The 25,741-nt window shown below is 50.4% G+C and carries 19 protein-coding genes; 11 read left to right on the top strand and 8 right to left on the bottom strand.

Going from position 1 to position 25,741, the window contains the following annotated elements:
- Positions 1-2,507: hypothetical protein (locus CRO74_RS31720; RefSeq protein WP_179830309.1), on the bottom strand; the 2,507-nt coding region annotated here is incomplete at its 3' end.
- A gap of 1,782 nt (positions 2,508-4,289) precedes the next feature.
- Between CRO74_RS31720 and CRO74_RS26300 the strand changes: the two genes are divergently transcribed.
- Positions 4,290-5,783, top strand: coding sequence for a LapB repeat-containing protein (locus CRO74_RS26300; protein ID WP_179830310.1), 1,494 nt, complete (start codon positions 4,290-4,292; stop codon positions 5,781-5,783).
- Positions 5,784-5,796: 13 nt separating this feature from the next.
- Here CRO74_RS26300 and CRO74_RS26305 read toward each other — a convergent pair whose 3' ends face one another.
- Together CRO74_RS26305 and CRO74_RS26315 are read right to left on the bottom strand one after the other, a co-directional pair.
- Positions 5,797-6,252, bottom strand: a complete 456-nt coding sequence (locus CRO74_RS26305) for a response regulator (RefSeq protein WP_097130420.1) — start codon at positions 6,250-6,252, stop codon at positions 5,797-5,799.
- A gap of 578 nt (positions 6,253-6,830) precedes the next feature.
- Positions 6,831-7,544 (bottom strand): SGNH/GDSL hydrolase family protein, encoded by a 714-nt coding sequence (locus CRO74_RS26315; protein WP_097130422.1) that lies wholly within the window; start codon positions 7,542-7,544, stop codon positions 6,831-6,833.
- A 348-nt stretch (positions 7,545-7,892) separates the two neighbouring features.
- On the opposite strand from CRO74_RS26315, the gene CRO74_RS26320 reads away from it, so the two are divergent.
- Positions 7,893-9,110, top strand: coding sequence for a glycosyltransferase family 1 protein (locus CRO74_RS26320; RefSeq protein WP_097130423.1), 1,218 nt, complete (start codon positions 7,893-7,895; stop codon positions 9,108-9,110).
- A 122-nt stretch (positions 9,111-9,232) separates the two neighbouring features.
- Here CRO74_RS26320 and CRO74_RS26325 read toward each other — a convergent pair whose 3' ends face one another.
- The gene (locus tag CRO74_RS26325; RefSeq protein ID WP_097130572.1) at positions 9,233-11,338 is read right to left on the bottom strand and encodes a prolyl oligopeptidase family serine peptidase; all 2,106 of its coding nucleotides are present in this window, start codon (positions 11,336-11,338) and stop codon (positions 9,233-9,235) included.
- A gap of 238 nt (positions 11,339-11,576) precedes the next feature.
- On the opposite strand from CRO74_RS26325, the gene CRO74_RS26330 reads away from it, so the two are divergent.
- The gene (locus tag CRO74_RS26330; RefSeq protein ID WP_097130425.1) at positions 11,577-14,768 is read left to right on the top strand and encodes a ligand-binding sensor domain-containing protein; all 3,192 of its coding nucleotides are present in this window, start codon (positions 11,577-11,579) and stop codon (positions 14,766-14,768) included.
- On the opposite strand, the gene CRO74_RS26335 is transcribed toward CRO74_RS26330, so the two are convergent.
- The 4 genes from CRO74_RS26335 to CRO74_RS26350 form a co-directional block, all read right to left on the bottom strand.
- Positions 14,765-15,310 (bottom strand): 3'-5' exonuclease, encoded by a 546-nt coding sequence (locus CRO74_RS26335; protein WP_097130427.1) that lies wholly within the window; start codon positions 15,308-15,310, stop codon positions 14,765-14,767. The genes CRO74_RS26330 and CRO74_RS26335 overlap by 4 nt on opposite strands.
- Positions 15,311-15,442: 132 nt before the next feature.
- Entirely contained in the window at positions 15,443-16,954 is a 1,512-nt protein-coding gene (locus CRO74_RS26340) for a S41 family peptidase (protein WP_097130429.1), read from the bottom strand.
- Positions 16,955-17,095: 141 nt separating this feature from the next.
- Entirely contained in the window at positions 17,096-17,305 is a 210-nt protein-coding gene (locus tag CRO74_RS26345; protein WP_097130431.1) for a hypothetical protein, read from the bottom strand.
- Positions 17,306-17,354: 49 nt separating this feature from the next.
- Positions 17,355-18,260 carry a DMT family transporter gene (locus CRO74_RS26350; protein ID WP_097130432.1) on the bottom strand — a complete coding sequence of 302 codons (906 nt, stop codon included), beginning with the start codon at positions 18,258-18,260 and terminating at the stop codon, positions 17,355-17,357.
- A gap of 129 nt (positions 18,261-18,389) precedes the next feature.
- Between CRO74_RS26350 and CRO74_RS26355 the strand changes: the two genes are divergently transcribed.
- From CRO74_RS26355 to CRO74_RS26390, 8 genes are all read left to right on the top strand, one after another.
- Positions 18,390-18,938 (top strand): YceD family protein, encoded by a 549-nt coding sequence (locus CRO74_RS26355; protein WP_097130434.1) that lies wholly within the window; start codon positions 18,390-18,392, stop codon positions 18,936-18,938.
- 57 nt (positions 18,939-18,995) lie between these two features.
- Positions 18,996-19,190 carry a 50S ribosomal protein L32 gene (gene rpmF / locus CRO74_RS26360; protein ID WP_012929722.1) on the top strand — a complete coding sequence of 65 codons (195 nt, stop codon included), beginning with the start codon at positions 18,996-18,998 and terminating at the stop codon, positions 19,188-19,190.
- A 146-nt stretch (positions 19,191-19,336) separates the two neighbouring features.
- Positions 19,337-20,278, top strand: coding sequence for a phosphate acyltransferase PlsX (gene plsX / locus CRO74_RS26365; RefSeq protein ID WP_097130436.1), 942 nt, complete (start codon positions 19,337-19,339; stop codon positions 20,276-20,278).
- Positions 20,279-20,369: 91 nt separating this feature from the next.
- Entirely contained in the window at positions 20,370-21,353 is a 984-nt protein-coding gene (locus tag CRO74_RS26370; RefSeq protein ID WP_097130438.1) for a beta-ketoacyl-ACP synthase III, read from the top strand.
- 88 nt (positions 21,354-21,441) lie between these two features.
- Positions 21,442-22,005, top strand: a complete 564-nt coding sequence (efp, locus tag CRO74_RS26375) for an elongation factor P (RefSeq protein WP_097130439.1) — start codon at positions 21,442-21,444, stop codon at positions 22,003-22,005.
- A gap of 91 nt (positions 22,006-22,096) precedes the next feature.
- Positions 22,097-22,567, top strand: a complete 471-nt coding sequence (gene accB / locus CRO74_RS26380; RefSeq protein WP_097130441.1) for an acetyl-CoA carboxylase biotin carboxyl carrier protein — start codon at positions 22,097-22,099, stop codon at positions 22,565-22,567.
- Between the two features lie 93 nt (positions 22,568-22,660).
- Positions 22,661-24,004 (top strand): acetyl-CoA carboxylase biotin carboxylase subunit, encoded by a 1,344-nt coding sequence (gene accC, locus CRO74_RS26385; RefSeq protein ID WP_097130443.1) that lies wholly within the window; start codon positions 22,661-22,663, stop codon positions 24,002-24,004.
- Positions 24,005-24,098: 94 nt separating this feature from the next.
- Entirely contained in the window at positions 24,099-25,736 is a 1,638-nt protein-coding gene (locus tag CRO74_RS26390; protein ID WP_097130444.1) for a sodium/sugar symporter, read from the top strand.
- Positions 25,737-25,741 lie beyond the last annotated feature (5 nt).

The raw sequence follows: 25,741 nt of genomic DNA on the forward strand, positions 1-25,741 counted from the left end.
TGCGCCAGATCGGGTTTCTGGTTCCAGGCCTCTTTCTCGGCCTCGGAGACAAAGCGGTGGAGGCTGTTCTGGGTGATGCGGGTGGGATCCAGGGCGCTAATCCAGGCGGGGTTGGTGTAGGAACCGGTGGTCTTGACCACGTTTTCGCTCAGGCGGGCATCGTCGATGGGCCCCGTCTGGACAGCGGTAATGGCAGTAACGGCAGTCAGTTGGGTTTGCAGGGCACTTAGGCTGGCCGCATTGGTGGCGATATCTACTGTGTTGGTGGCGATGTTAGCGTTGGTCTGGTTGATAGCTTTGGCAACAGCGGCATTGGCAATGGCGTTGGGTGAGGCAACACTCAGGACCGTATCGACCGGCATGGAAGCGCCCCCACCCGAGGGAATGGTAACAGTAGTGGAGGTGCCCGAACTGGTCACGGCGGCATTGACGAAGGTGTAGGTGCGGGTGCTGTCTTTGATGGCCAGTTTAACCTGTGCCAGATCGGGTTTCTGGTTCCAGGCCTCTTTCTCGGCCTCGGAGACAAAGCGGTGGAGGCTGTTCTGGGTGATGCGGGTGGGATCGAGGGCACTGATCCAGGCGGGGTTGGTGTAGGAACCGGTGGTCTTGACCACGTTTTCGCTTAAGCGGGCATCGTCGATGGGCCCCGTCTGGACAGCGGTGATGGCAGTAACGGCAGTCAGTTGGGTTTGCAGGGCACTTAGGCTGGCCGCATTGGTGGCGATGCCTGCTGTATTGGTGGCAATGTTGGCATTAGCCTGATTAATGGCTTCCGTATTGGTGGCGATGTTGGCATTGGTCTGATTGATGGCTTTGGCAACGGCGGCATTGGCAATGGCGTTGGGCGAGGTAGCACTCAGGACCGTATCGACCGGCATGGAAGTTCCCCCACCCGAGGGAATGGTGACGGTCGTGGAGGTGCCCGAACTGGTCACAGCGGCATTGACGAAGGTGTAGGTGCGGGTGCTGTCTTTGATGGCCAGTTTGACCTGCGCCAGATCGGGTTTCTGGTTCCAGGCCTCTTTCTCGGCCTCGGAGACAAAGCGGTGGAGGCTGTTCTGGGTGATGCGGGTGGGATCGAGGGCACTGATCCAGGCGGGGTTGGTGTAGGAGCCGGTGGTCTTGACCACGTTTTCGCTCAGGCGGGCATCGTCGATGGGCCCCGTCTGGACAGCGGTAATGGCAGTAACGGCAGTCAGTTGGGTTTGCAGGGCACTTAGGCTGGCCGCATTGGTGGCGATGTTAGCGTTGGCCTGACTGATGGCTGCCGTATTGGTGGCCACGTTGGCATTGGTCTGATTGATGGCTTTGGCAACGGCGGCATTGGCAATGGCGTTGGGCGAGGTAGCACTCAGGACCGTATCGACCGGCATGGAAGCGCCCCCACCCGAGGGAATGGTGACGGTCGTGGAGGTGCCCGAACTGGTCACGGCGGCATTGACGAAGGTGTAGGTGCGGGTGCTGTCTTTGATGGCCAGTTTGACCTGCGCCAGATCGGGTTTCTGGTTCCAGGCCTCTTTCTCGGCCTCGGAGACAAAGCGGTGGAGGCTGTTCTGGGTGATGCGGGTGGGATCGAGGGCGCTGATCCAGGCGGGGTTAGTGTAGGAACCGGTGGTCTTGACTACGTTTTCGCTTAAGCGGGCATCGTCGATGGGCCCCGTCTGGACAGCGGTGATGGCAGTAACGGCAGTCAGTTGGGTTTGCAGGGCACTTAGGCTGGCCGCATTGGTAGCGATGTTGGCCGAGTTAGTGGCCACGTTGGCGTTGGTCTGGTTGATGGCTTTGGCAACAGCGGCATTGGCAATGGCGTTGGGCGATGCCGTGTTCAGGACCGTATCGACCGGCATGGAAGTTCCCCCACCCGAGGGAATGGTGACGGTCGTGGAGGTGCCCGAACTGGTCACGGCGGCATTGACGAAGGTATAGGTGCGGGTGCTGTCTTTGATGGCCAGTTTGACCTGCGCCAGATCGGGTTTCTGGTTCCAGGCCTCTTTCTCGGCCTCGGAGACAAAGCGGTGGAGGCTGTTCTGGGTGATGCGGGTGGGATCGAGGGCGCTAATCCAGGCGGGGTTGGTGTAGGAGCCGGTGGTTTTGACCACGTTTTCGCTCAGGCGGGCATCGTCCAGCGTGCCTGACGTTAATGAACTGGCATTAGTTGTCACGGCGGTTTCGCTGCTGCCTGTACCTGATGTGGCTGGAAGATTCAGCAAGTAGGCGTTTATGGCTGAGCTGACTGTAGTTCCGTATGGAATCCCCTGGTCATTCAGAAAAAGAGAAGGAAGGTAATAGGATGTACTTCCGCTTACGATACTTACCTCTATCAGGTCATTAATGGCACGTACATTGACATTTCCATAAGAATAGCTGACTGGATTGGAGCCATCCCCTTCTGCCCTGACCAGATGATCGTTGACTCGATAGAGCCGGATCGCCGTCGTTTCAGACACCTGAGCTTTTAAGGAAATCACGCTGGCAAAAAAGAAGAACAGAAAGAATACGTGTTTCATATTGAATGCAATTGAGTTAATTAAGTAAACGACCACGTTAGCGCTAACGTGGAGAATCGAGGTCGGCCAGCCGTCGACACCTGTGCAGCATGTAGCCATAGCAACTAAGTATGGCTGTGTTTGAGTGAATCAAGCCACAACTGTACTTTAGGAAGTTGTTGGAATAAAGCCGAATACTGACCTTGTGGTATATACGGAACAGGCCGGTTGAACGGACTGCCTACCAGGAGCTGCTTCTAGTACGTATATGTAGGAATGACAGTAAAAACAAGGAGCAGCCTACGTTTACAGATGCCTGATTCTACGATTGGTGCGTTTTCCCGATAGGAGCTTCCAGACAGTACATGTTACTAATCCACCAGACAGGTTGGCAGGCACCATACCAGTTGGGTAGATGTTCGTTTACAGAGCTCCTGAAGAAATAACGCAGGCGCAAAGCATACCCTGGGTCTGGTAGGCTCTGATGACTTGACGGGTACATTTTTTTTGAGTTACTCATATCCGTAAGGTTGGTGTTTAATGAATAGCCTTTGCTGTTTTAGCAGTAGCCATTCACTGGATAGACTTGTTAATTCACTGGCAGACGCCTGTAGTTAGTCCAGACTTCAACACTAATTATTTTCTGCTTCGACACGTTCATCAATCATCCAGTTTTTACTCAACGCTCTGTTAGTAGATGCGCTGTAAGCAAAATCCGCTCACTTAAATCTGTATACGAAGTGTGAATTTTTTGAACATAGAGTAGTCGATATTTTTCATCTTTGTCATGTCATGTTAGGTGATAATTAGCTTCCATTTTTAGACTAAAAAAATGCATTAGCTATATCATCAAAAGCCTGGCAACTGGCTAATAAAACCAAGTATGAAAGGTGAAAAAGAAGATCAGAAAGAAACAATATTCTGTAAACACTCGAAACAAATGTTCAATCTACTCAGTCCTTGTTTAGCACTACGACTTGAACAAAAATAAGTGCTGCTTTTATGTTGGCAAAAAGCTGCTGTACGGTTAAGAGGTTTTTAATGTACTCTTAGTATAAAATAAGTATATATTTTTACTTATAATGAGTATTAATTTATATATCGATTAAAATATAATATATAGGTAAAGTTCGTTGTCGAATAAAGTTAATTAACCCGCTCCGGGTAGTTACGGTCCTGATAAATAGCGATAAAAATGATCTGCAGGGCGGATTAATAGCTGGTAATCAATGCTATTTGATAAAAAGCACTTATAAATTATTAGGCATAAAATACTGTATTTCAAGTTTTTGATTTTAGGTAGTAGAGGCAATATCAGGACTCTGTGAACTTGATTTTCAACTGGTTTCGCTAAATGGATACTTATCTTTATTAGCGTGTGACTTCACTTTTTTTATACTAAAAGAGCCCGCCTGATATATACGTGAGCACCATTTTTTTTTCTTCTAAAATGATGTAGTAAAAAGAATCGAAAGTTACTAAGCGGTTAGTAAAAACGAGTTTAATTGTAGTTCTACTTCAGTGTTGTAAGATTTATAACGTCTATTTTTGCGGACGATAAAATAAAGGCATTGGCAGAGTTATGGCTGTTTAGAAAAATATTCCCATAATTTCAGTCTATCGGCCCTGGTTTAAACTCCCGAAAGAGGGAAAAAATCGTTAATGTCCACACTGCTAAATTAACAGGGTATGACCCATATACTAAAGCAAGCTATACTTGAAAATTTCCGGTTGTTATATCCAGTAAGTGATCGTTCAGGTACAGATTTACGTCAATATAGCTTGTCCCCCTCGTCAGGGGCTATGGCTTTAGTGAGAAACATACGTTTGTTGTATGCGCTCATGTTTCTGGTGTTTAGTGTTCAGTCTAAAGCGGCTTATTCTAAACCTCCGCTACCCACCAATAACAGCACAGCTGCATGGACTGAAAATGAAACACCGGTTATCACGACGAATGGAAACATAACCCTTCCCAATGATGCCGGTAAGCGTGGCGCTACGGTTGTCGTATCTGCTTCCGCAACGTGCAACTGCTCGGTTGGTCGACCCGTTGGCGTACGCAGTGATGGCAAGCCTTTAACGGCCGAGTACCCGGTGGGCACAACAGTCGTTACCTGGAATGCTAAAGACACTAACGGAAATGCAGTGACCCCCGTTATGCAAACCATCACGGTAGTTGACAAAGAAGCGCCGGTTATCAAGACTAATGGCAATAAAACGTTTACGTATAAGACGGGTAAGTGTGGGGTTTTCTTTGAGGCACTCGCGTTAGCTACCGACAATAGCTCGGTGGGCAAACCCAAAGCGGTACGTAGCGATGGGAAGCCCTTAACGGCTGAGTATCAGGCGGGGGTTACAACCATCGTCTGGAGCGTTACAGATGCGAATGGCAATCCTGCATCCACTGTTACGCAGACCGTCACAGTAATTGATAACGAAGCACCGGTTATCAGCACCAATGGCAATAAAGTGCTGGCGAACGATGCCGGGAAGTGTGGGGCCGTTGTTGACCTGTTTGCTTTGGCTACGGATAACTGCTCGGTTGGTCAACCCATTGGTGTACGTAGCGATGGGAAGCCCTTAACGGCCGCTTATCCGGTAGGCACAACAACCGTTACCTGGAATGCCAAAGACATTAACGGAAATGCAGCGACCGCCGTTACGCAAACCATCATGGTTACTAATACGCACCCCGTTCTAAGCCTGATCAAAGCACCTAATGACCCGGTAAAAGTAGGTAGCGAGGTAAACCTCAGTGTTAATTTTACCGATAACAATGGTTGGCAGGTTATATGGTACTGGGGAGACGATACATCGTCGGTTGGAACCATAGAAGGAACTGCCGGGCGGGGCGCTCATCGGTATACCAGGGCTGGCGTTTACTCGGTTACCGTTATGTTGACAGACATGTGCGGTAAATCGGCCAGTCAGGTACATCACTATGTTGTTGTCTATGATGCCAGTACCGAATCAGCAATCGGCGGGAGCTCGTCAGTTTCATCTGTCGGTGCCAGGGAGGCCGCAAAGACGCTGAACGATGCCTTCTTACTAAGGAACTATCCTAACCCATTTGCGACAAAAACCGCTATTGAATTTATCCTTCCCAACGGAGGAGACTATGTGTTGAGCATTCTGGATATGAAAGGAAGTATACTGCGTACACTTCAGACCGGGAAAGCCCAGGCCGGTGCCCTCAATCGCGTAATCTGGGAGGTCAAAGACTTGCCGGGGGGGCTTTACATTGGGCGGTTAACGACTCCGCAGGGCGTCAAATCCATAGAGCTGCTGGTTGAGTAAGGCCGCGGCCACGCTAGGTACAGCCCGATGCGTTGGGGGGGAGCACGGCTGTTTTAAACCAATGGGTAGCGATAGCCTGACAGTCCGCCACCAACTGTTGAAAATCGTCTGATCTAATCAGATGAGCACTGATAACAGATTCATATAAAGCCTGTACACTGGCTAACTCGGCGGGTGAACCCACGGCAATGACCGGAATAGAGGGCCTTGATGCATGTGAAGGGTAACTTCGCAGGTGCGCGAGAGCCTCTATTTTAGCGGCAGGGGTTAAAAAACGTACACTTAGGAAAATCAACCAGGGTGTCTCGTGACTCCTTTCTTCAATACGACGTAGGTAGTCTATCAGGCCAGGATGATCATTAACTATCGCCAACTGGACGTTTGGCACGCTTTCTTCGAGGGCCAGACAAAGTTCGACCGCATCGACGGGATTATCCTCAAGCAGAAGAATACGGGGGTTAAGGTACATGAAGTCGTTAGCTAATTGTGGATTTATTGCAAATGTACCAAAGTGATTTTAGCTCTGTATGGAGCCAGGCATGACTTTGCAAGCGGTTGATAGTCAATTGTATAGTCTTCTATTTGGATAGACTTTTCGAAATGGATTGATAATAAGTGACTTAGGTAGAAATAACTACAGACCTCGTAAGGGCTTGCTACTTAGGCACATTCACTTTTTTTAGTTTGGGGTACAGTTTATTGCACGAATAGTACAACGTGATCTTCAAGTACGCCTATCCACGAGGCTACTTCCTCATTATTACACGGGTATTGCTGCGGGGGTATATGCGCGTAAGAAACTAGTTGCTGGCTTGACGCTCAATTTCCCGGCCACAATTTTTGTTGTCCAGCATGTAGCGGCCGATGCACCAAGTTACCTGCCTCGGAGTACCAGACTCAGATCAGCCAGGCTAAATGGAAATTGAGAAGCTGCGTCCGCTGGTGTTTGCCGACCAGGCAACCCTTTTGAAAACCCATGACGAATCCCAAAGGATCGTACCTGGTAGTTGAGGCCCATTTAGGCACCTCATAGAAGCCACCTGTTCGTTAAAGTATGAAACTTTCAATTTGCTTGTAGATTACTGCATGCCCTTTATCATTTGGATGGATGCCATCCTCACTCAGCAGTTCCGACTTTATTAGATTATCCGGGTTTGCGACCGGGTCAAAAATGTTGATAGCAAACGGGGCATAGTTTTTCATAACCAGATCTCGTTGACGCAGCAATTTGGTCGTAACCTCTTCATTGAACCGACGCGGTATAGGCGTTGTAATTAGTACACTGGCTACACCAGCGGCCAAAGCACCACTCCTGATGGTATTGAAATTGGCTATGATCTCATCGACATCATAGCCAGCAACGGCATCATTGGACGATATACTAATGATCAACAGGGTGGGCTTTTCCTTAAGAGCAGCGGTTATGTTTCGCAGTGTATCTGCATCCGGCCGGTTAGCAGGACGACTGGCGCTTGTTGGCAAAAGTTGATAACTAGTATAGCCTCCTCTTGCCAGATTAACAATGCGACTGGTTGATAATCGCCGGGCGAGCGTTCCCGCCCATGAATTTTTGTACTCCGAGGCACCCCAGCCTTCTGCCGTAGACGAACCAAGTATGACAATTGTGTCTGTAGAGGGTTTTGGGCTCCCGTTGCCTCCTGTTGTTGGCGGATTGACGGCAATTGGGGTGGGCTCTACTGTAGTTCGCGTACAACTTAATACAAAAGCTATAATAAGTATTAAAAAGGTGACCTTTTTCATAAAGAATGAGTTTTTGTAAACTTTTTGTTTGCAAAAATGATAAAATATGAACTTTGTCAAAAATTACTTACGTAGAATTTTTGTGTTTAACTGTATTTTTAACGAATACCGGTCTACCTCCCTTGAAGTTCATGTTGGGGGGCTGCTCTTCAGCCCCCGAAGGCTGATTCTGGTTTAAAGTCGCTGTGGTGAATGTCTCCTCTTTAAGATAAGGCTGGGGGCCGTTTGCTCACCAATTCAGTCGATTACCGGAAAGTAGGAGCCATAGAACAGTTCAATAGCCACGATCACGCCAGTCCGGCAGGTTTTACAGGGTATGTAGCTTGCTGTCGGCTTAATGAATAGCCAATGAATTATTTTGTTAACAAGTCCGCCAAGAGTAGTGCCTTACAGCCCCAACCGGAAAAGGTACTCGTTAAAAATAGCGTAGCTTCCTACGCCTTTGCCAATTCGCCCGAGGTTCAGGATCTGATCTGTTTTTCACACCTGCGCTGGGATTTCGTTTATCAACGTCCGCAGCACCTGCTCAGCCGTGCCAGTAAACAATGGAAGGTCTGGTACATAGAAGAACCTCAGTGGAGCGAAACCCTGCGGCTCGATATCCGGTCGGTCGATGACCAGATTCGGGTCGTTGTACCGCATCTGCCGCACGGCATCGACGACGAAACCGCCGTTCGGTTGCAGCGCCAGCTGGTGAATCAGTTTCTGGAACAGGAACGGCTCACCAACTTTATTGCCTGGTACTATACCCCCATGGCCCTTCGTTTCAGCAGCCACCTAAAACCCCGCCTGACGGTCTACGACTGTATGGACGAACTATCCGCTTTTTCGGGAGCCTCCCCGCTACTGCTCGATCAGGAAGAAAAGCTCATCCGTCGGGCCGATCTGGTGTATACCGGTGGGTATAGCTTGTACGAAGCTAAACAAAACCGGCATCCGCAGGTGTTCGCGTTTCCCAGTTGCATCGACGCCCATCATTTTCTGCCCGGCCGGGCTGACATAGCCGACCCCGACGATCAGCGGGCCATTGGCGGCCCCCGCATTGGTTTTTGTGGTGTTATCGACGAGCGCCTTGATCTGAACCTGCTCCGGCAACTGGCCCAGCGTCGACCCGACTGGCAGTTTGTTCTGTTGGGGCCGGTCGTGAAGATCGATCCTGACAGTTTGCCCCAGGCACCCAACCTGCATTACCTGGGCATGAAAAACTACCGCGATCTGCCCGCCTATTTTGGCAACTGGCAGGTGGCTATGATGCCTTTTGCCATCAACGAAGCTACCCGCTACATTAGCCCGACCAAAACACCCGAATACCTGGCGGCTGGCCTGCCCGTTGTGTCGACGCCCATTCGGGATGTGGTACGCTCGTATGGCGGTTGGGGTCCGGTACTCATTGGCGATTCGGCCGTTACGCTCGAAAAGGCCATTGAGTTTGCCCTCAAAGCCGGTCATGATGCCGACTGGAAAGCCATTGACGCTCAGCTGAAAGAACAATCCTGGGATAACACCTGGCAGCAAATGCAGCGGCTTATGAATTCGCAGCTAAAGGGAGTTTTGGCGGAGCAGTAGAGGCCATAAACCAGTTCGTTTCCCGATATCAATCAGCCTTTCGCAAGCTATTTGTACTTACAGACATAAAAAATCGCAGCTCAATCCGTCGACTGAGCTGCGATTTTTCATTCATGCGAAGACTACTTACTGGCGATTTCCTTCAGGGTTTTCACGCCCATGTTCCAGAGGATAAAGGAATAAATATCAGCCGTCGTTTCGATGTTCTTTTTGGTGTTGCTGGCTCCGTGCCCCGAGTTCGTGTCAATTCGTATCAACACCGGATTCGGTCCTTTGTAGGCTGCCTGCAACGTTGCCGCGTATTTGAACGAGTGAGCCGGTACTACCCGGTCGTCGTGGTCGGCGGTGGTAATGAGCGTAGCGGGGTAATTGATGCCGGGTTTGATGTTGTGCAGGGGCGAATAGGCATACAGGGCTTTAAACTCCTCGGCATTGTCGCTGCTGCCATAATCGGCAATCCAGTTCCAGCCGATGGTGAATTTGTGGAACCGCAGCATGTCCATCACACCCACCTGCGGAATGGCCACCCGGAACAGCTCGGGCCGCTGGTTCATGACCGCACCCACCAGCAGGCCCCCGTTTGAGCCGCCCTGAATGGCGAGCTTGGCCGGGCTGGTGTAGTGCTGGGCAATGAGGTATTCGGCTGCGGCAATGAAATCATCAAAAACGTTCTGTTTCTTGAGCTTCATACCCTGTTCGTGCCACTTCTCGCCGTATTCGCTGCCGCCCCGCAGGTTGGCCTGGACATACACACCGCCCTGCTCCAGAAACGGAATCCGGAACGGACTGAACGATGGCGGTAGGCTAACGTTAAAACCGCCATAGCCATACAGCAGCGTTGGGTTGGTACCGTCCAGCTTCAGCCCCTTCCGGTACGTCAGGAACATGGGCACTTTGGTGCCGTCCTTGCTGGTGTAAAATACCTGTTTGGTTTCGTAATCGGCCGGTTTGAAATCGACTTCCGGCGCACGGAAAACGGTACTCTTGCGGCTGGCAATATCGTAGCGGTAAATAGTGGGCGGGAAAGTGAACGACGTAAACGAATAGAAAACGAATTTGTCGTCTTTCTCACCGCCAAACCCACTCGATGAGCCAATGCCGGGTAACTGAACGTCCGTTTCGTACTTGCCGCTGTAGTCGTACACTTCTACTTTGGAGGTCACGTCTTTAGCATATTCTACAAATAGTTTACCACCGGCCGCGCTGACACTGTTCTCGGAGATAGGCTCGGGTTTTTCGGGAATAAGCGTGGAAAACGTCCGTTTTTTTGTGTCGAAGGCAATGACTTTACTGTTTGGTGCTTTTTCGTTGGTCAGGATCAGCAACCGGTCGCCGTCATTGTCGACAACCCCGTAGCTGAAATCCGTAACCTCGGCCACCACAGGCGTGAACGTTTTTACTGTCGATTTGGCATCCAGGTAAAAAAGTGAGTTGCCATCTTTCCCCTTGCCCCGGTCGCTGATGGACAGTAGCGCAAACCGCTCGTCGTCGGTCGTGCTGATGGTGTGGAACCGTTGCGGATTTTTGGCGTCTTCGTACACCAGCCGGTCGGCCGATTGGGGCGTGTTCAGCTTGTGGAAATAAACCTGGTGGTTTTCGTTTTTAGCCGCCAGTGCGCTGCCGTCCGGTTTTGGGTAGCGGCTGTAGTAAAAACCGTCGCCCTGCCAGGCGGCCCCGGACACCTTGACCCATTCGATCCTGTCGGACAGGTACGTCTTGGTGGCTAGTTCCATCACCTGATATTCCTGCCAGTCGGACCCTCCTTTCGACAGGCCCACAACGGCGTATTTACCATCTTTGGAAAGCGAAAACGCGCCCAGCCGGGTGGTGCCATCGGTCGACAGTTTATTGGAGTCGATTACGAGTTCCGGTTTACCGTCGAGGCCCTTCTGCCGGTAGAGGACGGCCTGATTTTGCAAACCGTCATTTTTCGAGAAGTAGAACCAGTCGCCTTTCCGGCTCGGGGCCGAGTATTTCGGGTAATTGTATACCTGCTCAAGCCGGTCCTGAAACTGCTTGCGGTAGGGAATCTGCGAGAGGTAGTCGAACGTAACCTGATTTTCGGCTTTGACCCAGGCGGCTGTTTCGGCCGAGCGGTCATCTTCGAGCCATCGGTAGGGGTCAGCAACCGTTGTCGAGTGATACGTATCGACCTGATCCGTTTTTTTGGTAACCGGGTACGGAAGCGGGCCGGTGGTCTGGGCTAGAATAACAGACGAACTCAACATAGGAAGCAATCGAATGAGATGAAGGTAACGCATCATTGGGGCGTTTTTTAGACGGTTAGGGGAATCTACGCGAATTACGGGGCTGGCGATGAAAAAGCAAATAATCTAATTCGAATGGAGTAGATCGCCATTAGGAACATCAATTATTTATTTACATTTAGTCCCAAATCAAGTCAAAAAATACTATATAAGTGACTTATTCATAAGTCATTATTGTCATGTTCGTTGTTTAGTAACGATGCGAATCCTGCTGTGCATTTGTATTCAAGTCATTATCTGTTGCCAGTTGCATCAGACAGGGCAGGCACAGGCAGTTGGATCGGGTACCGCTCCGGTTTTTCGGGTCGATCACATTGGCGTGCGTGACGGGCTGACCCAGGGGTCGGTCTATTACATGCTGAAAGATAGCCGGGGCTTTCTGTGGTTCGGCACGCAGGACGGGCTCAATCGCTACGACGGACGTCAGTTTCGAACGTACCGGCCCGCCCTTGGGAAAGAGGGGGCTGTGGTGCCGGGCTCCATCCGGGGTATTAATATTTTCGGTATTGTGGAGGACCCCGACGGTAATTTGTGGATAGGTACCGAAGAAGGACTCAATCGTTATGACCGGCAACGCGACCGGTTCGATTGCTTTTTTGCGAATCGGCCGGGTGCAAGCCAGAAACGGCTTGCCAGCCGAATCCTGCCGTTCTTCGTCGATACGAATGAACTTCTCTATCTAAGTGATGCCGAAGGGCTGGTGCAGTATCAGTACCGAACCCAGCGTAAGACCGTTCTGGCGTCGGTCCCGCATCTAGCGAAAGAGTACGATTTGCAAAGTTCGACAGTTCGCACGCCCTCGGGCGATGTCTGGCTGCATGCCTCAACCGGGCTAATGCGCTACAATATTCGGAACCGGACGCTATCCCGTTATTTCAGCGATCATCCCGACAATCAGTTTGGCTCCGTTCAGAATGTCTTCTCCTTCTTTGTTGATGCCGATGATATTGCCTGGATTGGCACCGGAAATGGATTGATCCGGTTCGACCATCGCCGGAAAATGGCCCAGACCTACCAAACCGTTGGTACCAAACTCATCAGCGAAATCTATAGCATTGCCTCCGACCAGCGTAGTCAGCTCTGGTTAGGTACCCAGAGCGACGGGGTGCTGTACTTCGACAAGCGATCCCGGCTGTTTGGGCAGGTAAATCGGTTTACCCAGGATAGCCGCCAGTTGAGTGAGTTGAAAATCAGTAAAGTGTATGTTGACCGGCAGGGAATGATTTGGGCTAATATGGATCCCGACGGGCTGGCCAGAATCGTGCCCAATGCCTTTCTGTTTGGCGGACTTGTTAAAGCGGTCGCTTACGATACCTTGTCGGCTAATCAAAAACTGAGCAGTTATACCGTTCGAGGATTTATGGAGGAGCGGTTCGACCGATTATGGGTGCTTACCGAAAACGGTATTAATGTGTTTAACCCCCGCACAAACCGGATAGTAGAGCGTTTTCTGACGCGAAAACCGTCGGGCTCGGGCCTGGTAAACCCGCAGGTCAGATGCCTCTATCGAGACCCGAAACGGCAGATCTGGTTGGGAGTTCGGGGGGGCGTACTGGTCTACAGCCCGACGGCCAGTGTGTTCGAGTCCATTCGTTTTGAATCGTCCATTCCAGATCTGCCAACGGACGACTACGTCCGGAACTTGGTCAGTATTTCGGATACCGTGCTGATTGCTGCCACCGAGAGCGGTTTATACGCGCTGAATACCCAACGGCGTTTGTGGTCGAAAGTGTCGACGCTGGCTAATCAGAACGTATTTAGTCTTTACTATAACTCATTGACCCGGCAACTTTGGGTCGGCACTTTTCTGAATGGCTATTACTGCTATCAATTAGACGGAGCAAACAAGGCGTGGCGGTTTGTCCAGTCCGGTCTGAAAGGCTACACCATATTAAACATTCGGCCCGACGACCGCCATCCTACTCTCTGGCTCTCCAGCGACCGGGGGCTGGTTAATCTGACGGATAAAAGTAATCGATTCCGGCTGTATACGGAGCGACAGGGGCTGGCCAACTCATTTGTGTACGGAACTCTGTCCGATGCAGACAATAACATCTGGATGAGTACAAACCGGGGCATCTCCCGACTTGACCCGTCTACGCAGATGATCAAGAATTTTATGCCGAATGATGGGCTTCAGGGGTACGAATTCAATGGAAATGCCTTTTTGAAGACGGCTTCCGGCGAGTTGTATTTTGGAGGTGTCAGTGGATTCAACCGGTGCCTGCCCAATATGTTTCGGCCTAGTTCTTATAATCCGTACGTATCAATTCATTCGCTGAACATTAACGAGGAGCCTTTTATGGCTGATACCTACGTCGGCGAAGCCAGGCGCATTCGGCTCCGGCATACACAAAACACCCTGTCGCTGGAGTTTGCTGCTTTGGACTACGCCAGCAACGGCCATAACAGTTACCAATACCAGCTTTCCAAGTACGATGACCACTGGGTAATGGCCGGTGAACGAAACTATGTCCGCTATGCCAATCTACCGCCCGGTGCCTATACGTTTCAGGTGAAAGCCGCCAATCAGGATGGGCATTGGAGTGTCCATATACGTACGCTGGCTATTTACATTGAACCCCCTTTCTGGCGGAAAGGGCCTTTTGTTATTCTCGTCCTACTGATTCTGGCGGCACTGGTGTGGGTGTGGATTATCCACCGCGAAAATGCCATTCGTACCCAGCAGGCCGATCGGGTTCGGTTGGCATACGACATACAGGAACAGGTAAAGAAAGAAATCGCCCGGGACATACACGACGAAATCGGAACCCGGCTGGCAACCATTAAACTCTACACAACCCAGCTTACGCAGCTTGCCGGTGAAACGCCGGGTATTCTTGCGCTTAAAGCAACCATATTTCAGTTGATCAACGACACCATCGGTGATGTGCGGAATATGCTTCGGAAATTAAATCCCCAAACATTGGAGCGGCATGGGTACATAGCCGCCGTGGATGAACTGTTTTCCCGGATTACGGCCAGTGGCATTGTGCATGCCCAATATTCGCTGGATGGAATCTCGGAACAAGAAAACCGGCTCCTGGCCGAAGTGGAGGTAATGCTCTATCGAATTACGCAGGAACTGGTCAGTAACTCCCTCAAGCACGCCAATGCCACAATGATCGACCTGAGCATAACCCAGATGCCCAATCGGATCGTGCTGGTCTATCAGGATAACGGACGGGGTTTTAACTACGAGCAAACGCAAAAAAAAGCATCGGGGCTGGGTATAGGAAATATTGAATCGCGGGTGGCCATCTTAGGCGGTCACATTAGCTGGAAAAGCCAGGTCGATAAAGGTGTACAGGCTACGATAGATGTGCCCGTGAGGCCGTTGGTCAAACATACGTTTTCTGCACCGCAATCAAATCTGCCCCTTTCGGGTTAGCGGGCGTTGTACTCGATACGAGATGTGATGCGCGGAATCAGGCCCTGCGCGTCGCTTTTTAACAGCATCTCGAACAACAGGACCGTAGCTGCTGCGTCGCCCATTGCCCGGTGACGGCCGTTGAGCGGGATTTCGAGTGAGCGGCAAAGCTTGCCCAGGCTGTACGAAGGATGGCCCGGCAGTAATTTCCGGCTGGTGCGAACCGTACACAGTGTTCGACGGAAAAAATCATGGCCCAGCCAGTTCAACTCCTTCTGAATAAAATTAAAGTCGAAGCCAACATTATGGGCCACAAAAATAGCGTCCTGAGTGATGTTCAGCACATCTTTGGCTACGTCTGCGAAGGTGGGTGCGTCCTGCACCATTTCGTCGGAAATGCCGGTCAGGTGTCGAATAAACGGTGGAATTGGGCAGCCGGGGTTAAGCAGTGAGTGGAATGAATCAACTACCTGCTGACCGTCGTGGCGGAAGATGGCAATTTCGGTAAGGCGAGTAGGGCCTTTCACGCCCCCAGTCGTTTCAACGTCAACGATACAATACACAAAAGAAAAGTTTACGGGAAGCGTTCACTTCTTCGGCTAAAGCAGACATGATCGTCAGAGACTTGACGGTAATCCGTAAATTTTAGCCGGATATCGTAAACGATGAACCGAATACCCTATAAAGGTACGGTTTTACCGCGAAGCCTGCAACGACCGGTCGCGAATCGGTTGTTTATCCAGCGCCGGCCGAACCACCACGCCCTCCCGGATAAGCCGCAATGTATACTCCAAAATATAGTCCCGATTGGCCATCAAATCGTCGAAATTGCGGGTAACGATAAAATCGGGTTCGACGGTAAAGCCATTGGCCCGCTCGGTGTTGACCGCGTGCGTCAGTTTTTTGAGCGGAATCCGCACCTGAAGCCGGGAGTTGGGTAGCGTTACAGTTTTGAAGTGCCCGGCGAAGTCGCCCCAGTACGCACTACCGCTCGCTTCGCCAACGAAGGTGCCCATACCAGCGTCGAGGGTTTTAGCCAGCACCGTGGTGGTTGCCGAAAAAGACGCGCCATTTTGCATGAAGTAAATGTTTCCATGAAACGCATCCCGGTGTCGGGGCCGATAGCGCCGGTTGCCGGAGCGGCTGGCAAATCCACCGGATTTATCGGTTCGGTATTGCAGACTGAAATTCAATGCCGAGAATGGATTCCAGCGGGTAACCAGCTCTGCGCGGGCGGCTTGCTTCATTTCTTCGTGGTCCATAATCCGGAACGGTTTCGGCATCCAGTACCGAAGCAACCGCGCCGAGTTTACCACGATACCACCGCCGTTACCCTGCATATCGACGATTAAGTTCTGAACATTCTGCTCGCGTACTGTTTTGAACGCCCGTTTCAGTCGTCGGTTGAACGCCCATTGAAACGGGTCATTCTTTTTGACGCCCATAAACGACGAAACCCGTAGCACCGCCGTCCGGGTCAGCGTATCGACGATCCGAACGGACAGGTTAGGACGATGGGCGAGTTCCGCTCCGTACCGACGCTGGATGGTAGACCGGAAATTAGCCAGACTCAAACACCGAACCCGCGCTTGCCGAACGAGGGTATCGTCGGTGAGCCGGTAGGTGATTTTAACCGAATCGGCCGAGCCGAACCAGGCTGCGTAATAATCGGCAAATTGAACCATGCTCCACTGCCGCCGTCCGGTGAGGTTGTCGCCATCGGAGCCGGAGTGATCCGTATTCATGAGTTCGCGGTGAACATCGGCCACCGGTCTGCCATTAATAGACAGCAACTCAGTACCGCGTTGCAGGGTGGTGTCGGCCGATACGTTGTGGCTTATGTAGTACTGCGAATCGACCAGCCGGATGTAGAACGGGATGAAACGCGTAGACTTGCCGATGTAATTCTTTCGATGGTTCAGATTCGTGTGTCCATCTTTAATAGCCGCTACCAGTGGACTGACGTGGTGGAAAAATGCCATGTAGTCGTAGGGAGCCGTTAGCCGATTGTATAACGAATCATACAACTGCTCCATCCGGGGTTGTGGCGTGTAGTAGCCCATGCCGGGATGGAGCAGGTCGAGCTTTCGCTTTAAGTAACTGAGGTCGGCGCGAGCCTGGGCTGGCGTAAGCGTCTGGGCTGAAAGAATCTGATAACTTAAGCCGACAAATAGACCTATTAAAGTAAATGTTTTACTAATCTTCATCTTTTCACGTTACGGTATAAGAAATCCTATAGAATTTCTCGGTATTCATTTCGTGAAGATAAAATTTAGCGCAACTAAAATCAATAGGAATTGTTTGTTACCTCATTAAAATTTTGTTTTCGGTCGATTTAACCGCGTCAATTAGTTGTCTTTCCGATGCGGAATAACCGTCCAGTGCTTTACGCTGGGCATATTCTCGGCCACGATAGCGCCCGCTACTTCTTCCAGATTTTCTTCGTTGGTTGTAAAGAACAGACTCTTTGTCTGATCGTTGTCCTGAGTGATACGCACTTCATAATATTCATTATGGTGCTCAATGGTGTGCTTTTCGACAAGCTGGTATTGTGCCATGGTAGAGAAAAGTAGTTTGGTAACGATAACTCGGAAGATAGATAGATGGTTATCCAAGCAATGTAATCAGCACGGCGCCCCCAACCATAATGCCCGCGCCGATCAGCTTCCTCAAAATTCCCTGTTCATTAAAAAACTGATACCCGAACAACACGCTGATCAAAGCCGATAGTTGAAACAGTGCCAGTGCATAGCCGACGGGCATATTGGCCAGTGCGATGTTACTCATCAACTGCGAAATACCCGCCGTTGCGCACAAGGCCAGATACATCGTCTTTTGCGAAAAAACTACGCTCATCTGCGTCCACCACGTTGCCCGCATGGCTATGACAATCCAGATAAACGAGAAGATGAAGCCAAACAGGCACCAGTAAAAGAAGGCGATGGTTGGTGTTGAGAGCAGAATGGATTTTTTGAGAAAAGTACCGTCAATCGCCGAAAAAACCAGTGCCGCCAGCCGCAGTTTTATTTCCGGCCTTTTCCAGAGAGGGACATAATCGGCCTGCGTCGACGACGTTCGGGATTGCCGGTCTGCCAGCACAACGTAGCTGCCGGTAATGATCAGAAGAATGCCGGCCAGGCCCCACCATCCCGGAATTTCGTGCAGCAGAAAAATACTGAATACCATGCCAACCACGGCTTTATAGGCATTGATTGGCCCCAGTACCGACAAATCGCCCAGCCCGATTGCCCGAACCAGGAAGACATTTCCGAACATGGCAAATAAACTGGTCGCCAGAATAGTTTGCCAGAAAGCTGAAGGCAAGCCAGCAAACTGAAGTTGGGGCCAGAACGCCAGGCAAACAATTGCCAGTACGCCATAGGTTGTCGACATAATGAACAACGGATTGGCCATTCGTTGTGTCAACTGTTTCTGGAAGACATTTTGAAGCGGATTGACCACAATGCGGGTCAGAACGGCCAGGTATGTAACGGTGGTAATGGTCAGGATCATAGCGAATTGCCTAAAAGTCCACTATAAAACGGATAAATCAAGAAGTAAAAACCTTTTTTCGCACATCACTTTCCTGATTCACAAACGTTTCGTACCTTTGCGGTCTTATTTTTGAGGAGGAGATACGAGGTGAACCCACTACGCGCATACGACATCCACATTGTCGGCCTTGACAACAAACGCCACGAGTACGATTTCACATCGGACAGTACGTTTTTTGCTGCGCTTGAGCAGGAGTTGATCAAAGCAGGCAATGTTCAGACGCATCTGGTGCTGGAAAAGTCAGAAACCATGATCCGTCTGGATTTTCACATCGTGGGTACCGTCGAACAAACGTGCGACCGTAGCCTTGATGAATATGATGAATCGGTCGATACCCAGCGCACAATGCTGCTGAAGTTTGGCGACCACAACGAGGAACTGAGCGACGAGATTGAACTCATTGAGCGCAATACGTCGACTATTAATGTAGCCCGCTACATTTTTGAGTTCATAAGCCTGTCGTTGCCCATGAAGCGGCTCCATCCCCGGTATCGGGATGAGGACGATCAGGACAACGACGACCAGAACGGTAAACTTATTTACCGTTCGGACACCGCAACGAGTAATGACGATGCAGACGACCAGAAGGATATGGATCCTCGCTGGGCCGCTTTGCGAAAACTGAGTGATAATTAAACGGTTGTTGCCTACCGGCCCCGACCGAAAACTGATAACTGACAACTGTAAACTGATATGGCACACCCCAAACGACGCCACTCCAGCACCCGGCGCGACAAGCGCAGAACGCATTACAAGGCTACGCCTGTTGCGCTTTCAACCGACGCCCAAACCGGCGAAGTACACGAGCGGCATCACGCCCACGTTTTTGAAGGCAATCTGTTCTACAAAGGACAAATGATCATTGAGAATTACGCAAAAACAGCTTAGTTCTTATCCATTTTTGAAAAGTATTTCGCTGACGTCTTTCCCAAGATGAACGTGAAATACTTTTTTATTGCCTGTCACCTCCCTATTTTTACGCGCATTTAGTAAAAAAACCAGCTTAACTGGAGGGTATTGAACAAACAGAGTCAATGAAAATTGCAGTGGACGCAATGGGTGGCGATTTCGCTCCCAACGCTATTATAGAGGGAGTCCTGATGGCCGCTGCTGAATTGCCGGATAATGTAGCCATTGTGCTGATTGGCAAGCAGGCTATAATGCAGGAGTTAATCAAGAAGCATACTGCGGAAGCCGTTGCCAATATAGAGTTGGTAAACGCCGATGATGTTATTGATATGAGTGAGCACCCAACCAAGGCGCTCTCGCAGAAACCCAATTCCAGCATCGGGGTTGGGTTTAAACTTTTGAAAGAAGGTAAGGTCCAGGCGTTTTGTAGTGCCGGCAATACCGGTGCTATGCACGTTGGTGCTTTATTTAGCATAAAAGCCATCGAAGGTGTACTAAGGCCGTGTATTGCGGGATTTGTTCCGCAGCTGACCGGCGGCTATGCCGTTATGCTCGACATTGGAGCCAATGCCGATTGTAAACCTGAAATGCTCGCTCAATTCGGGCACATAGGGTCCATTTACGCACAATCGACCTTTAACATCGACAAGCCGCGTGTGGCACTGATGAATATCGGTTCTGAGGAGCAGAAAGGCTCTTTGGTAGCGCAGGCAGCCCATCAACTTCTGAAAGAAAATCACCGGATCAATTTTATCGGTAATATTGAAGGCGGAGATTTCTTCGGCGGACATGCCGATGTTATTATAACCGACGGTTTTACCGGAAACGCGATGTTTAAGCTGGGCGAGTCGTTCTACAAAGTAGCGGCACAGCGCGGGATCAGCGATGAGTTCTTAGATAAAACCAACTACGAATCGGTTGGAGGAAGTCCAATTCTGGGCGTTAACGGCAATGTGATTATTGCCCACGGCATTTCATCTCCGTTAGCGATTAAAAACATGATTGGTCTGGCCATCCGGCAGGTTGAGTCCGACGCATACACGAAAATTGCACAGGCACTCAGTTAACGATGACCAGGCATCGGCAGCAGGATTTACCCCGCTACTTCGCTGATACCTGTTCATACGGTACTGTTTATTGATAATTGTACTATCTCCTATGAGTAAAGCTGCCATAACTGGAATCCACGGCTACGTTCCAGACTACATACTGACCAATGCCGAATTGGAGCGTATGGTAGATACAAATGATGAGTGGATTACCAGCCGAACGGGTATTAAAGAACGGCATATTCTGAAAGGCGAAGGCATGGGGTCGTCGCACATGGGGGCAAAAGCCGTGGCAGGTTTGCTCGAAAAGCTGGCTATTAAACCCGAAGAAGTCGACCTGCTAATCTGCGCGACAACCACGCCCGACTATCTGTTTCCATGTACGGCAAACCTTATTTGCGACATGGTTGGTATTCGAAATGTGGGTAGCTTTGATATCCAGGCTGCCTGCTCGGGCTTCCTGTACGCTCTCACGGTGGGTTCTCAATTTATAGAATCCGGGAAGTATAAGAAGGTAATCGTAGTTGGTGCCGATAAAATGTCGGCCATTACGGATTATACCGACCGAACCACCTGCGTGTTGTTTGGCGATGGAGCCGGGGCCGTCATGCTTGAGCCCAATACCGACGGTTTCGGTATTTTGGACACGATCATCAAGTCGGATGGTACCGGGCAAAACCACCTGTTCCAGAAAGCCGGGGGAAGCCGCTATCCACCCACCCACGAGACTGTCGAAAAACGCTGGCATTATGTGTATCAGGACGGCCCGTCGGTCTTTAAATTTGCCGTGAAAAACATGGCCGATGTATCCGCCGAAATTATGGAGCGTAACCACCTGTCGGGCAGCGACGTTGCCTGGCTGGTACCGCACCAGGCCAACAAACGCATTATTGACGCAACCGCGCATCGAATGGGTATTCAGTCCGATAAAGTGATGCTGAATATTCATAAGTACGGAAATACGACAGCCGCTACCATTCCACTTTGCCTGTTCGACTACGAATCGCAGTTAAACAAAGGTGATAATCTGGTACTGGCCGCGTTTGGCGGGGGCTTCACCTGGGGAGCCGCCTACGTAAAATGGGCGTATTAATTTTATGTATGATGTATGATATAGGATATATGCTTTGACCAGCAAACTAGCTCATACATTATACATCATACATCATATATTTTTTAACATGGCAACGACCGCAGATATCCGTAACGGATTGGTTCTTAATTACAACAACGACCTATTTCAAATAACTGAATTTCAGCACGTAAAGCCGGGCAAAGGCGCAGCTTTCGTTCGTACGAAATTGAAAAGCCTAACCACAGGCCGGGTAATTGACAACACCTTCAACTCAGGGGCAACAATTTACCCTGTTCGTGTAGAGCGTCGGAAATTCCAATACCTTTACAAAGACGAAGCCGGGTTTAACTTTATGGACCAGGAGTCGTTTGATCAGATTAACCTCGATGAAAAACTCATTGACGGAGCTGATCTGATGAAAGAAGGGCAGGAAGTTGAAATTTTAATAAATGCTGACAGCGATACACCGCTTTCGTGCGAGCTGCCTCCGTTCGTTGAACTGGAAGTAACCTACGCTGAGCCGGGTATTAAAGGCGATACCGCAAACAGCCCTAAAAAGCGGGTTGAAGTGGAGTCGGGTGCCAAAATCATGGTTCCCCTCTTTATTGAGTCAGGTCAGAAAATCCGCGTCGATACCCGAACCAGAGATTATGTAGAACGAGTGAAATAACCGAGGAGTTAGGGGCGAGGAGTGAGGAGTGAGAAGACGCAATGTCTGGATTACTCCGCACTCCCCACTCCTCGCTTCTCACTCCTGAACTATGAGCACACAAGACATACAGCAACTTATCGACTTCATCTCGCGATCTGGTTTAGACGAGGTTAACATCGAAACAACTGACCTGAAAATCAGCGTCAAACGGTATGGTTCCGGCGCACCTGCAGCACCAGCCGCATCTGTAGCCGTTGCACCAGCCCCTGTACAACAGGCGGTAGCCGCTCCGGCGGCACCCGTTGCTGCTCCAGCCGCGCCTAAAGCAGACACCTCAAACTACATCACGATTAAGTCGCCGATGATCGGAACGTTCTACCGGTCGGCAAATCCAGACTCGCCGATGTTCGTTGAAGTTGGCGATACGGTGAGTGAAGGTAAAGTGGTTTGTATCATTGAAGCTATGAAGCTCTTCAACGAAATTGAATCGGAAGTTTCGGGCCGTATCGTGAAAATTCTTGTCGAAAATGCCACGCCAGTCGAATACGACCAGCCGCTGTTTTTGGTAGAACCCATTTAATTTAATTAGTGAATGAGTGAATGAGCGAATGAGTGAATAGTTGATTTAGAATTATTCACTCATTCACTCATTCACTCATTTATCATTTATATCATGTTCAAAAAAATATTAATCGCCAATCGGGGAGAGATCGCGTTGCGGATTATCCGTACGTGTCGTGAAATGGGTATTAAAACGGTGGCTGTTTACTCAACTGCCGATCGCGATAGCCTGCACGTACGTTTCGCCGATGAGGCCGTTTGCATTGGCCCGCCCACTAGCAAACTATCTTATTTAAGTATTCCCAGCATTATTTCGGCGGCCGAAGTAACCGGTGCCGATGCCATTCACCCCGGCTACGGCTTCCTTTCCGAAAACGCTGAATTCTCCCAGATCTGCGCCGATTATGGTATCAAATTCATTGGAGCTACCGCCGAGCAGATCAATGGTATGGGTGATAAATCGACGGCCAAAGCAACGATGAAAGCGGCTGGTGTTCCGGTTATTCCCGGTTCGGACGGACTACTTGAATCCGTGGAGCAAGGCAAGCGATTATCAGCCGAAATGGGTTATCCGGTTATTGTGAAAGCAACCGCTGGTGGTGGTGGCCGTGGTATGCGGATTGTTCGGGCAGAAGAGGACTTCGAAAAAGCGTGGAACGACGCCCGTACAGAAGCGGGTGCTGCCTTTGGCAACGATGGCCTCTATCTGGAGAAATTCGTTGAAGAACCCCGCCACATCGAAATTCAGATTGTGGGCGACCAGTACGGCAAAGTGTGTCACCTGTCGGAGCGGGATTGTTCCATTCAGCGTCGTCACCAGAAACTGATTGAAGAAACCCCATCGCCCATCGTCTCGCCCGAACTTCGGGAGAAAATGGGTGAAGCTGCTATCAAAGGGGCGCAGGCTATCGGTTACGAAGGTGCCGGAACAGTCGAGTTTCTGGTCGACAAGCACGGGGATTTCTATTTCATGGAAATGAACACCCGAATTCAGGTGGAGCACCCCATCACCGAAGAGGTAACGGATTTCGACCTGATCAAAGAGCAGATTAAAGTAGCCGCCGGTGCCGAAATTTCGGGCCGTAACTACACCCCGAAATTATTTGCCATGGAGTGCCGGATTAATGCCGAAGACCCCGCCAACGGGTTCCGGCCATCGCCCGGTAAAATTACAAACCTGCACTTCCCCGGCGGACACGGCGTCCGGATCGACAGCCACGTGTACAGCGGCTATACCATTCCGCCCAACTACGACTCTATGATCGCCAAGTTGATCGTATCGGGTCAGTCGCGCGAGGAAGTCATCACGCGGATGAAGCGGGCGTTGCAGGAGTTCGTAATTGAAGGCATTAAAACCACGATACCATTCCATATTCGACTAATGGATGACCCTAAATTTCAATCTGGTCAGTTTACAACGGCTTTTCTGGAAACGTTCGATTTCAGTAAGATATAGTAGGCTTGCCAGAGCACTGGCAGGCGGTATACATTAGAAAAAACGGGGTGTCTTGCTTTAGTGGCAAGACACCCCGTTTTTTTGTACTTACTGCATGAATCACCTCGCTACGGCCGATTACATCGTTTTCTTCGTTTACTTCATTATTGTTGTTGGCTACGGCTACTGGGTCTATCGGCGCAAACGCCAGGCCCAGATGAATACAACTGACTTTTTTCTGGCCGAAGGGTCATTGACCTGGTGGGCTATCGGTGCCTCGTTGATTGCCTCTAATATTTCGGCCGAGCACTTTATCGGGATGGCTGGTTCCGGCTTTGCAATGGGCCTGGCCATTTCTTCCTACGAGTGGTTTGCTGCGGCCACCCTGATTATCGTGGCCGTTTTTTTTATCCCGATTTATCTCCGAAATCACATCTATACCATGCCACAGTTTTTGGCGCAGCGGTATAGCGATACCGTTAGTACCATTCTGGCGGTGTTCTGGCTGGTGGTGTATGTGCTGGTCAACCTGACGTCCATTTTGTACCTCGGTGCTATTGCTATCGAGTCGCTGGTAGGTATTTCGTTCACGACCTGCACCATTGGTCTGGCCCTGTTTGCCATTTTCATTACGCTGGGCGGTATGAAAGTGATCGGGTATACCGATGTTATTCAGGTGGTTGTATTGATCTTTGGAGGCCTGGTCGTCACCTATCTGGCTTTGCAGCTTGTGGCGCAGGAGTCGGGTATATCGGGTGTCTGGACTGGGTTGGTGACAATAAAAGAACAGGCCGATAGCCATTTCCACATGTTTTTCCCGAAAGGGCATCCGCATTACGAGGTACTGCCGGGTATGGCACTGGTTACGGGCGGCATGTGGATCAATAATCTCTCTTACTGGGGCTGTAATCAATACATCGTTCAGCGGGCACTGGGGGCCGATCTGAAAACGGCTCGTTCCGGAATCCTGTTTGCCGCTTTCCTCAAGCTGTTTATTCCGGTCATTGTCGTTATTCCCGGTATTGCCGCGTATGTTTTGTACCAGAGTGGTCCCTTCCACGATGCCATGACCGATGCGTCGGGCGTTGTAAAACCCGACCATGCATACCCGGTGTTGATGAATCTGCTGCCCATTGGCATGAAAGGCCTGGCTTTTGCGGCTCTGACGGCTGCCGTAGTGGCCTCGCTGGCGGGCAAATGCAACTCGATCTCGACGATTTTTACGCTCGATCTCTACAAGAAATACATCGATAAAACAGCGTCGGAGCAGAAACTGGTTAATGTAGGGCGCTGGGCTATTGTCGCGTCGTTTGCCGTGGCAATTGTACTGGCACCCATGCTGCGGTCGCTCGATCAGGTGTACCAGTACATTCAGGAATATACCAACTTTATTACGCCGGGCGTATTTGCCATTTTCCTGCTGGGTTTCTTCTGGAAACGGGCTACCAACCGGGCCGCTCTGACGGTGGCTATCATGACCATTCCGTTTTCGACCCTGCTTAAATTCTGGCCGGAAGTAATGGGCCTGTTCGATGTGCAGGTCGATACCATTCCCTTTTTACACCGGACCACGCTGGTTTTCTGCATCGACATGGTTCTGATGGTCGTAGTATCGCTCACTGACCCGGCCGGATACAAAACCGGCAAAAGCATAATTGTTGACCAGAAGCTGTTCCGCGTTACGCCTTCGTTCGTCATCGGGTCGGTTGGGATTTTGGCGATTCTGGTAGTCCTGTACACCAAGTTTTGGTAGAGTCA

Source organism: Spirosoma fluviale (assembly GCF_900230225.1).
Classification (GTDB): Bacteria; Bacteroidota; Bacteroidia; order Cytophagales; family Spirosomataceae; genus Spirosoma; species Spirosoma fluviale.

Bases quoted from the DNA above. Each gene is read 5' to 3' on its own strand.
- CRO74_RS26300 (WP_179830310.1), top strand. From the start codon at position 4,290: ATGGCTTTAGTGAGAAACATACGTTTGTTGTATGCGCTCATGTTTCTG.
- CRO74_RS26305 (WP_097130420.1), bottom strand. From the start codon at position 6,252: ATGTACCTTAACCCCCGTATTCTTCTGCTTGAGGATAATCCCGTCGAT.
- CRO74_RS26315 (WP_097130422.1), bottom strand. From the start codon at position 7,544: ATGAAAAAGGTCACCTTTTTAATACTTATTATAGCTTTTGTATTAAGT.
- CRO74_RS26320 (WP_097130423.1), top strand. From the start codon at position 7,893: ATGAATTATTTTGTTAACAAGTCCGCCAAGAGTAGTGCCTTACAGCCC.
- CRO74_RS26325 (WP_097130572.1), bottom strand. From the start codon at position 11,338: ATGTTGAGTTCGTCTGTTATTCTAGCCCAGACCACCGGCCCGCTTCCG.
- CRO74_RS26330 (WP_097130425.1), top strand. From the start codon at position 11,577: ATGCGAATCCTGCTGTGCATTTGTATTCAAGTCATTATCTGTTGCCAG.
- CRO74_RS26340 (WP_097130429.1), bottom strand. From the start codon at position 16,954: ATGAAGATTAGTAAAACATTTACTTTAATAGGTCTATTTGTCGGCTTA.
- CRO74_RS26345 (WP_097130431.1), bottom strand. From the start codon at position 17,305: ATGGCACAATACCAGCTTGTCGAAAAGCACACCATTGAGCACCATAAT.
- CRO74_RS26350 (WP_097130432.1), bottom strand. From the start codon at position 18,260: ATGATCCTGACCATTACCACCGTTACATACCTGGCCGTTCTGACCCGC.
- rpmF (WP_012929722.1), top strand. From the start codon at position 18,996: ATGGCACACCCCAAACGACGCCACTCCAGCACCCGGCGCGACAAGCGC.
- plsX (WP_097130436.1), top strand. From the start codon at position 19,337: ATGAAAATTGCAGTGGACGCAATGGGTGGCGATTTCGCTCCCAACGCT.
- CRO74_RS26370 (WP_097130438.1), top strand. From the start codon at position 20,370: ATGAGTAAAGCTGCCATAACTGGAATCCACGGCTACGTTCCAGACTAC.
- efp (WP_097130439.1), top strand. From the start codon at position 21,442: ATGGCAACGACCGCAGATATCCGTAACGGATTGGTTCTTAATTACAAC.
- accB (WP_097130441.1), top strand. From the start codon at position 22,097: ATGAGCACACAAGACATACAGCAACTTATCGACTTCATCTCGCGATCT.
- accC (WP_097130443.1), top strand. From the start codon at position 22,661: ATGTTCAAAAAAATATTAATCGCCAATCGGGGAGAGATCGCGTTGCGG.
- CRO74_RS26390 (WP_097130444.1), top strand. From the start codon at position 24,099: ATGAATCACCTCGCTACGGCCGATTACATCGTTTTCTTCGTTTACTTC.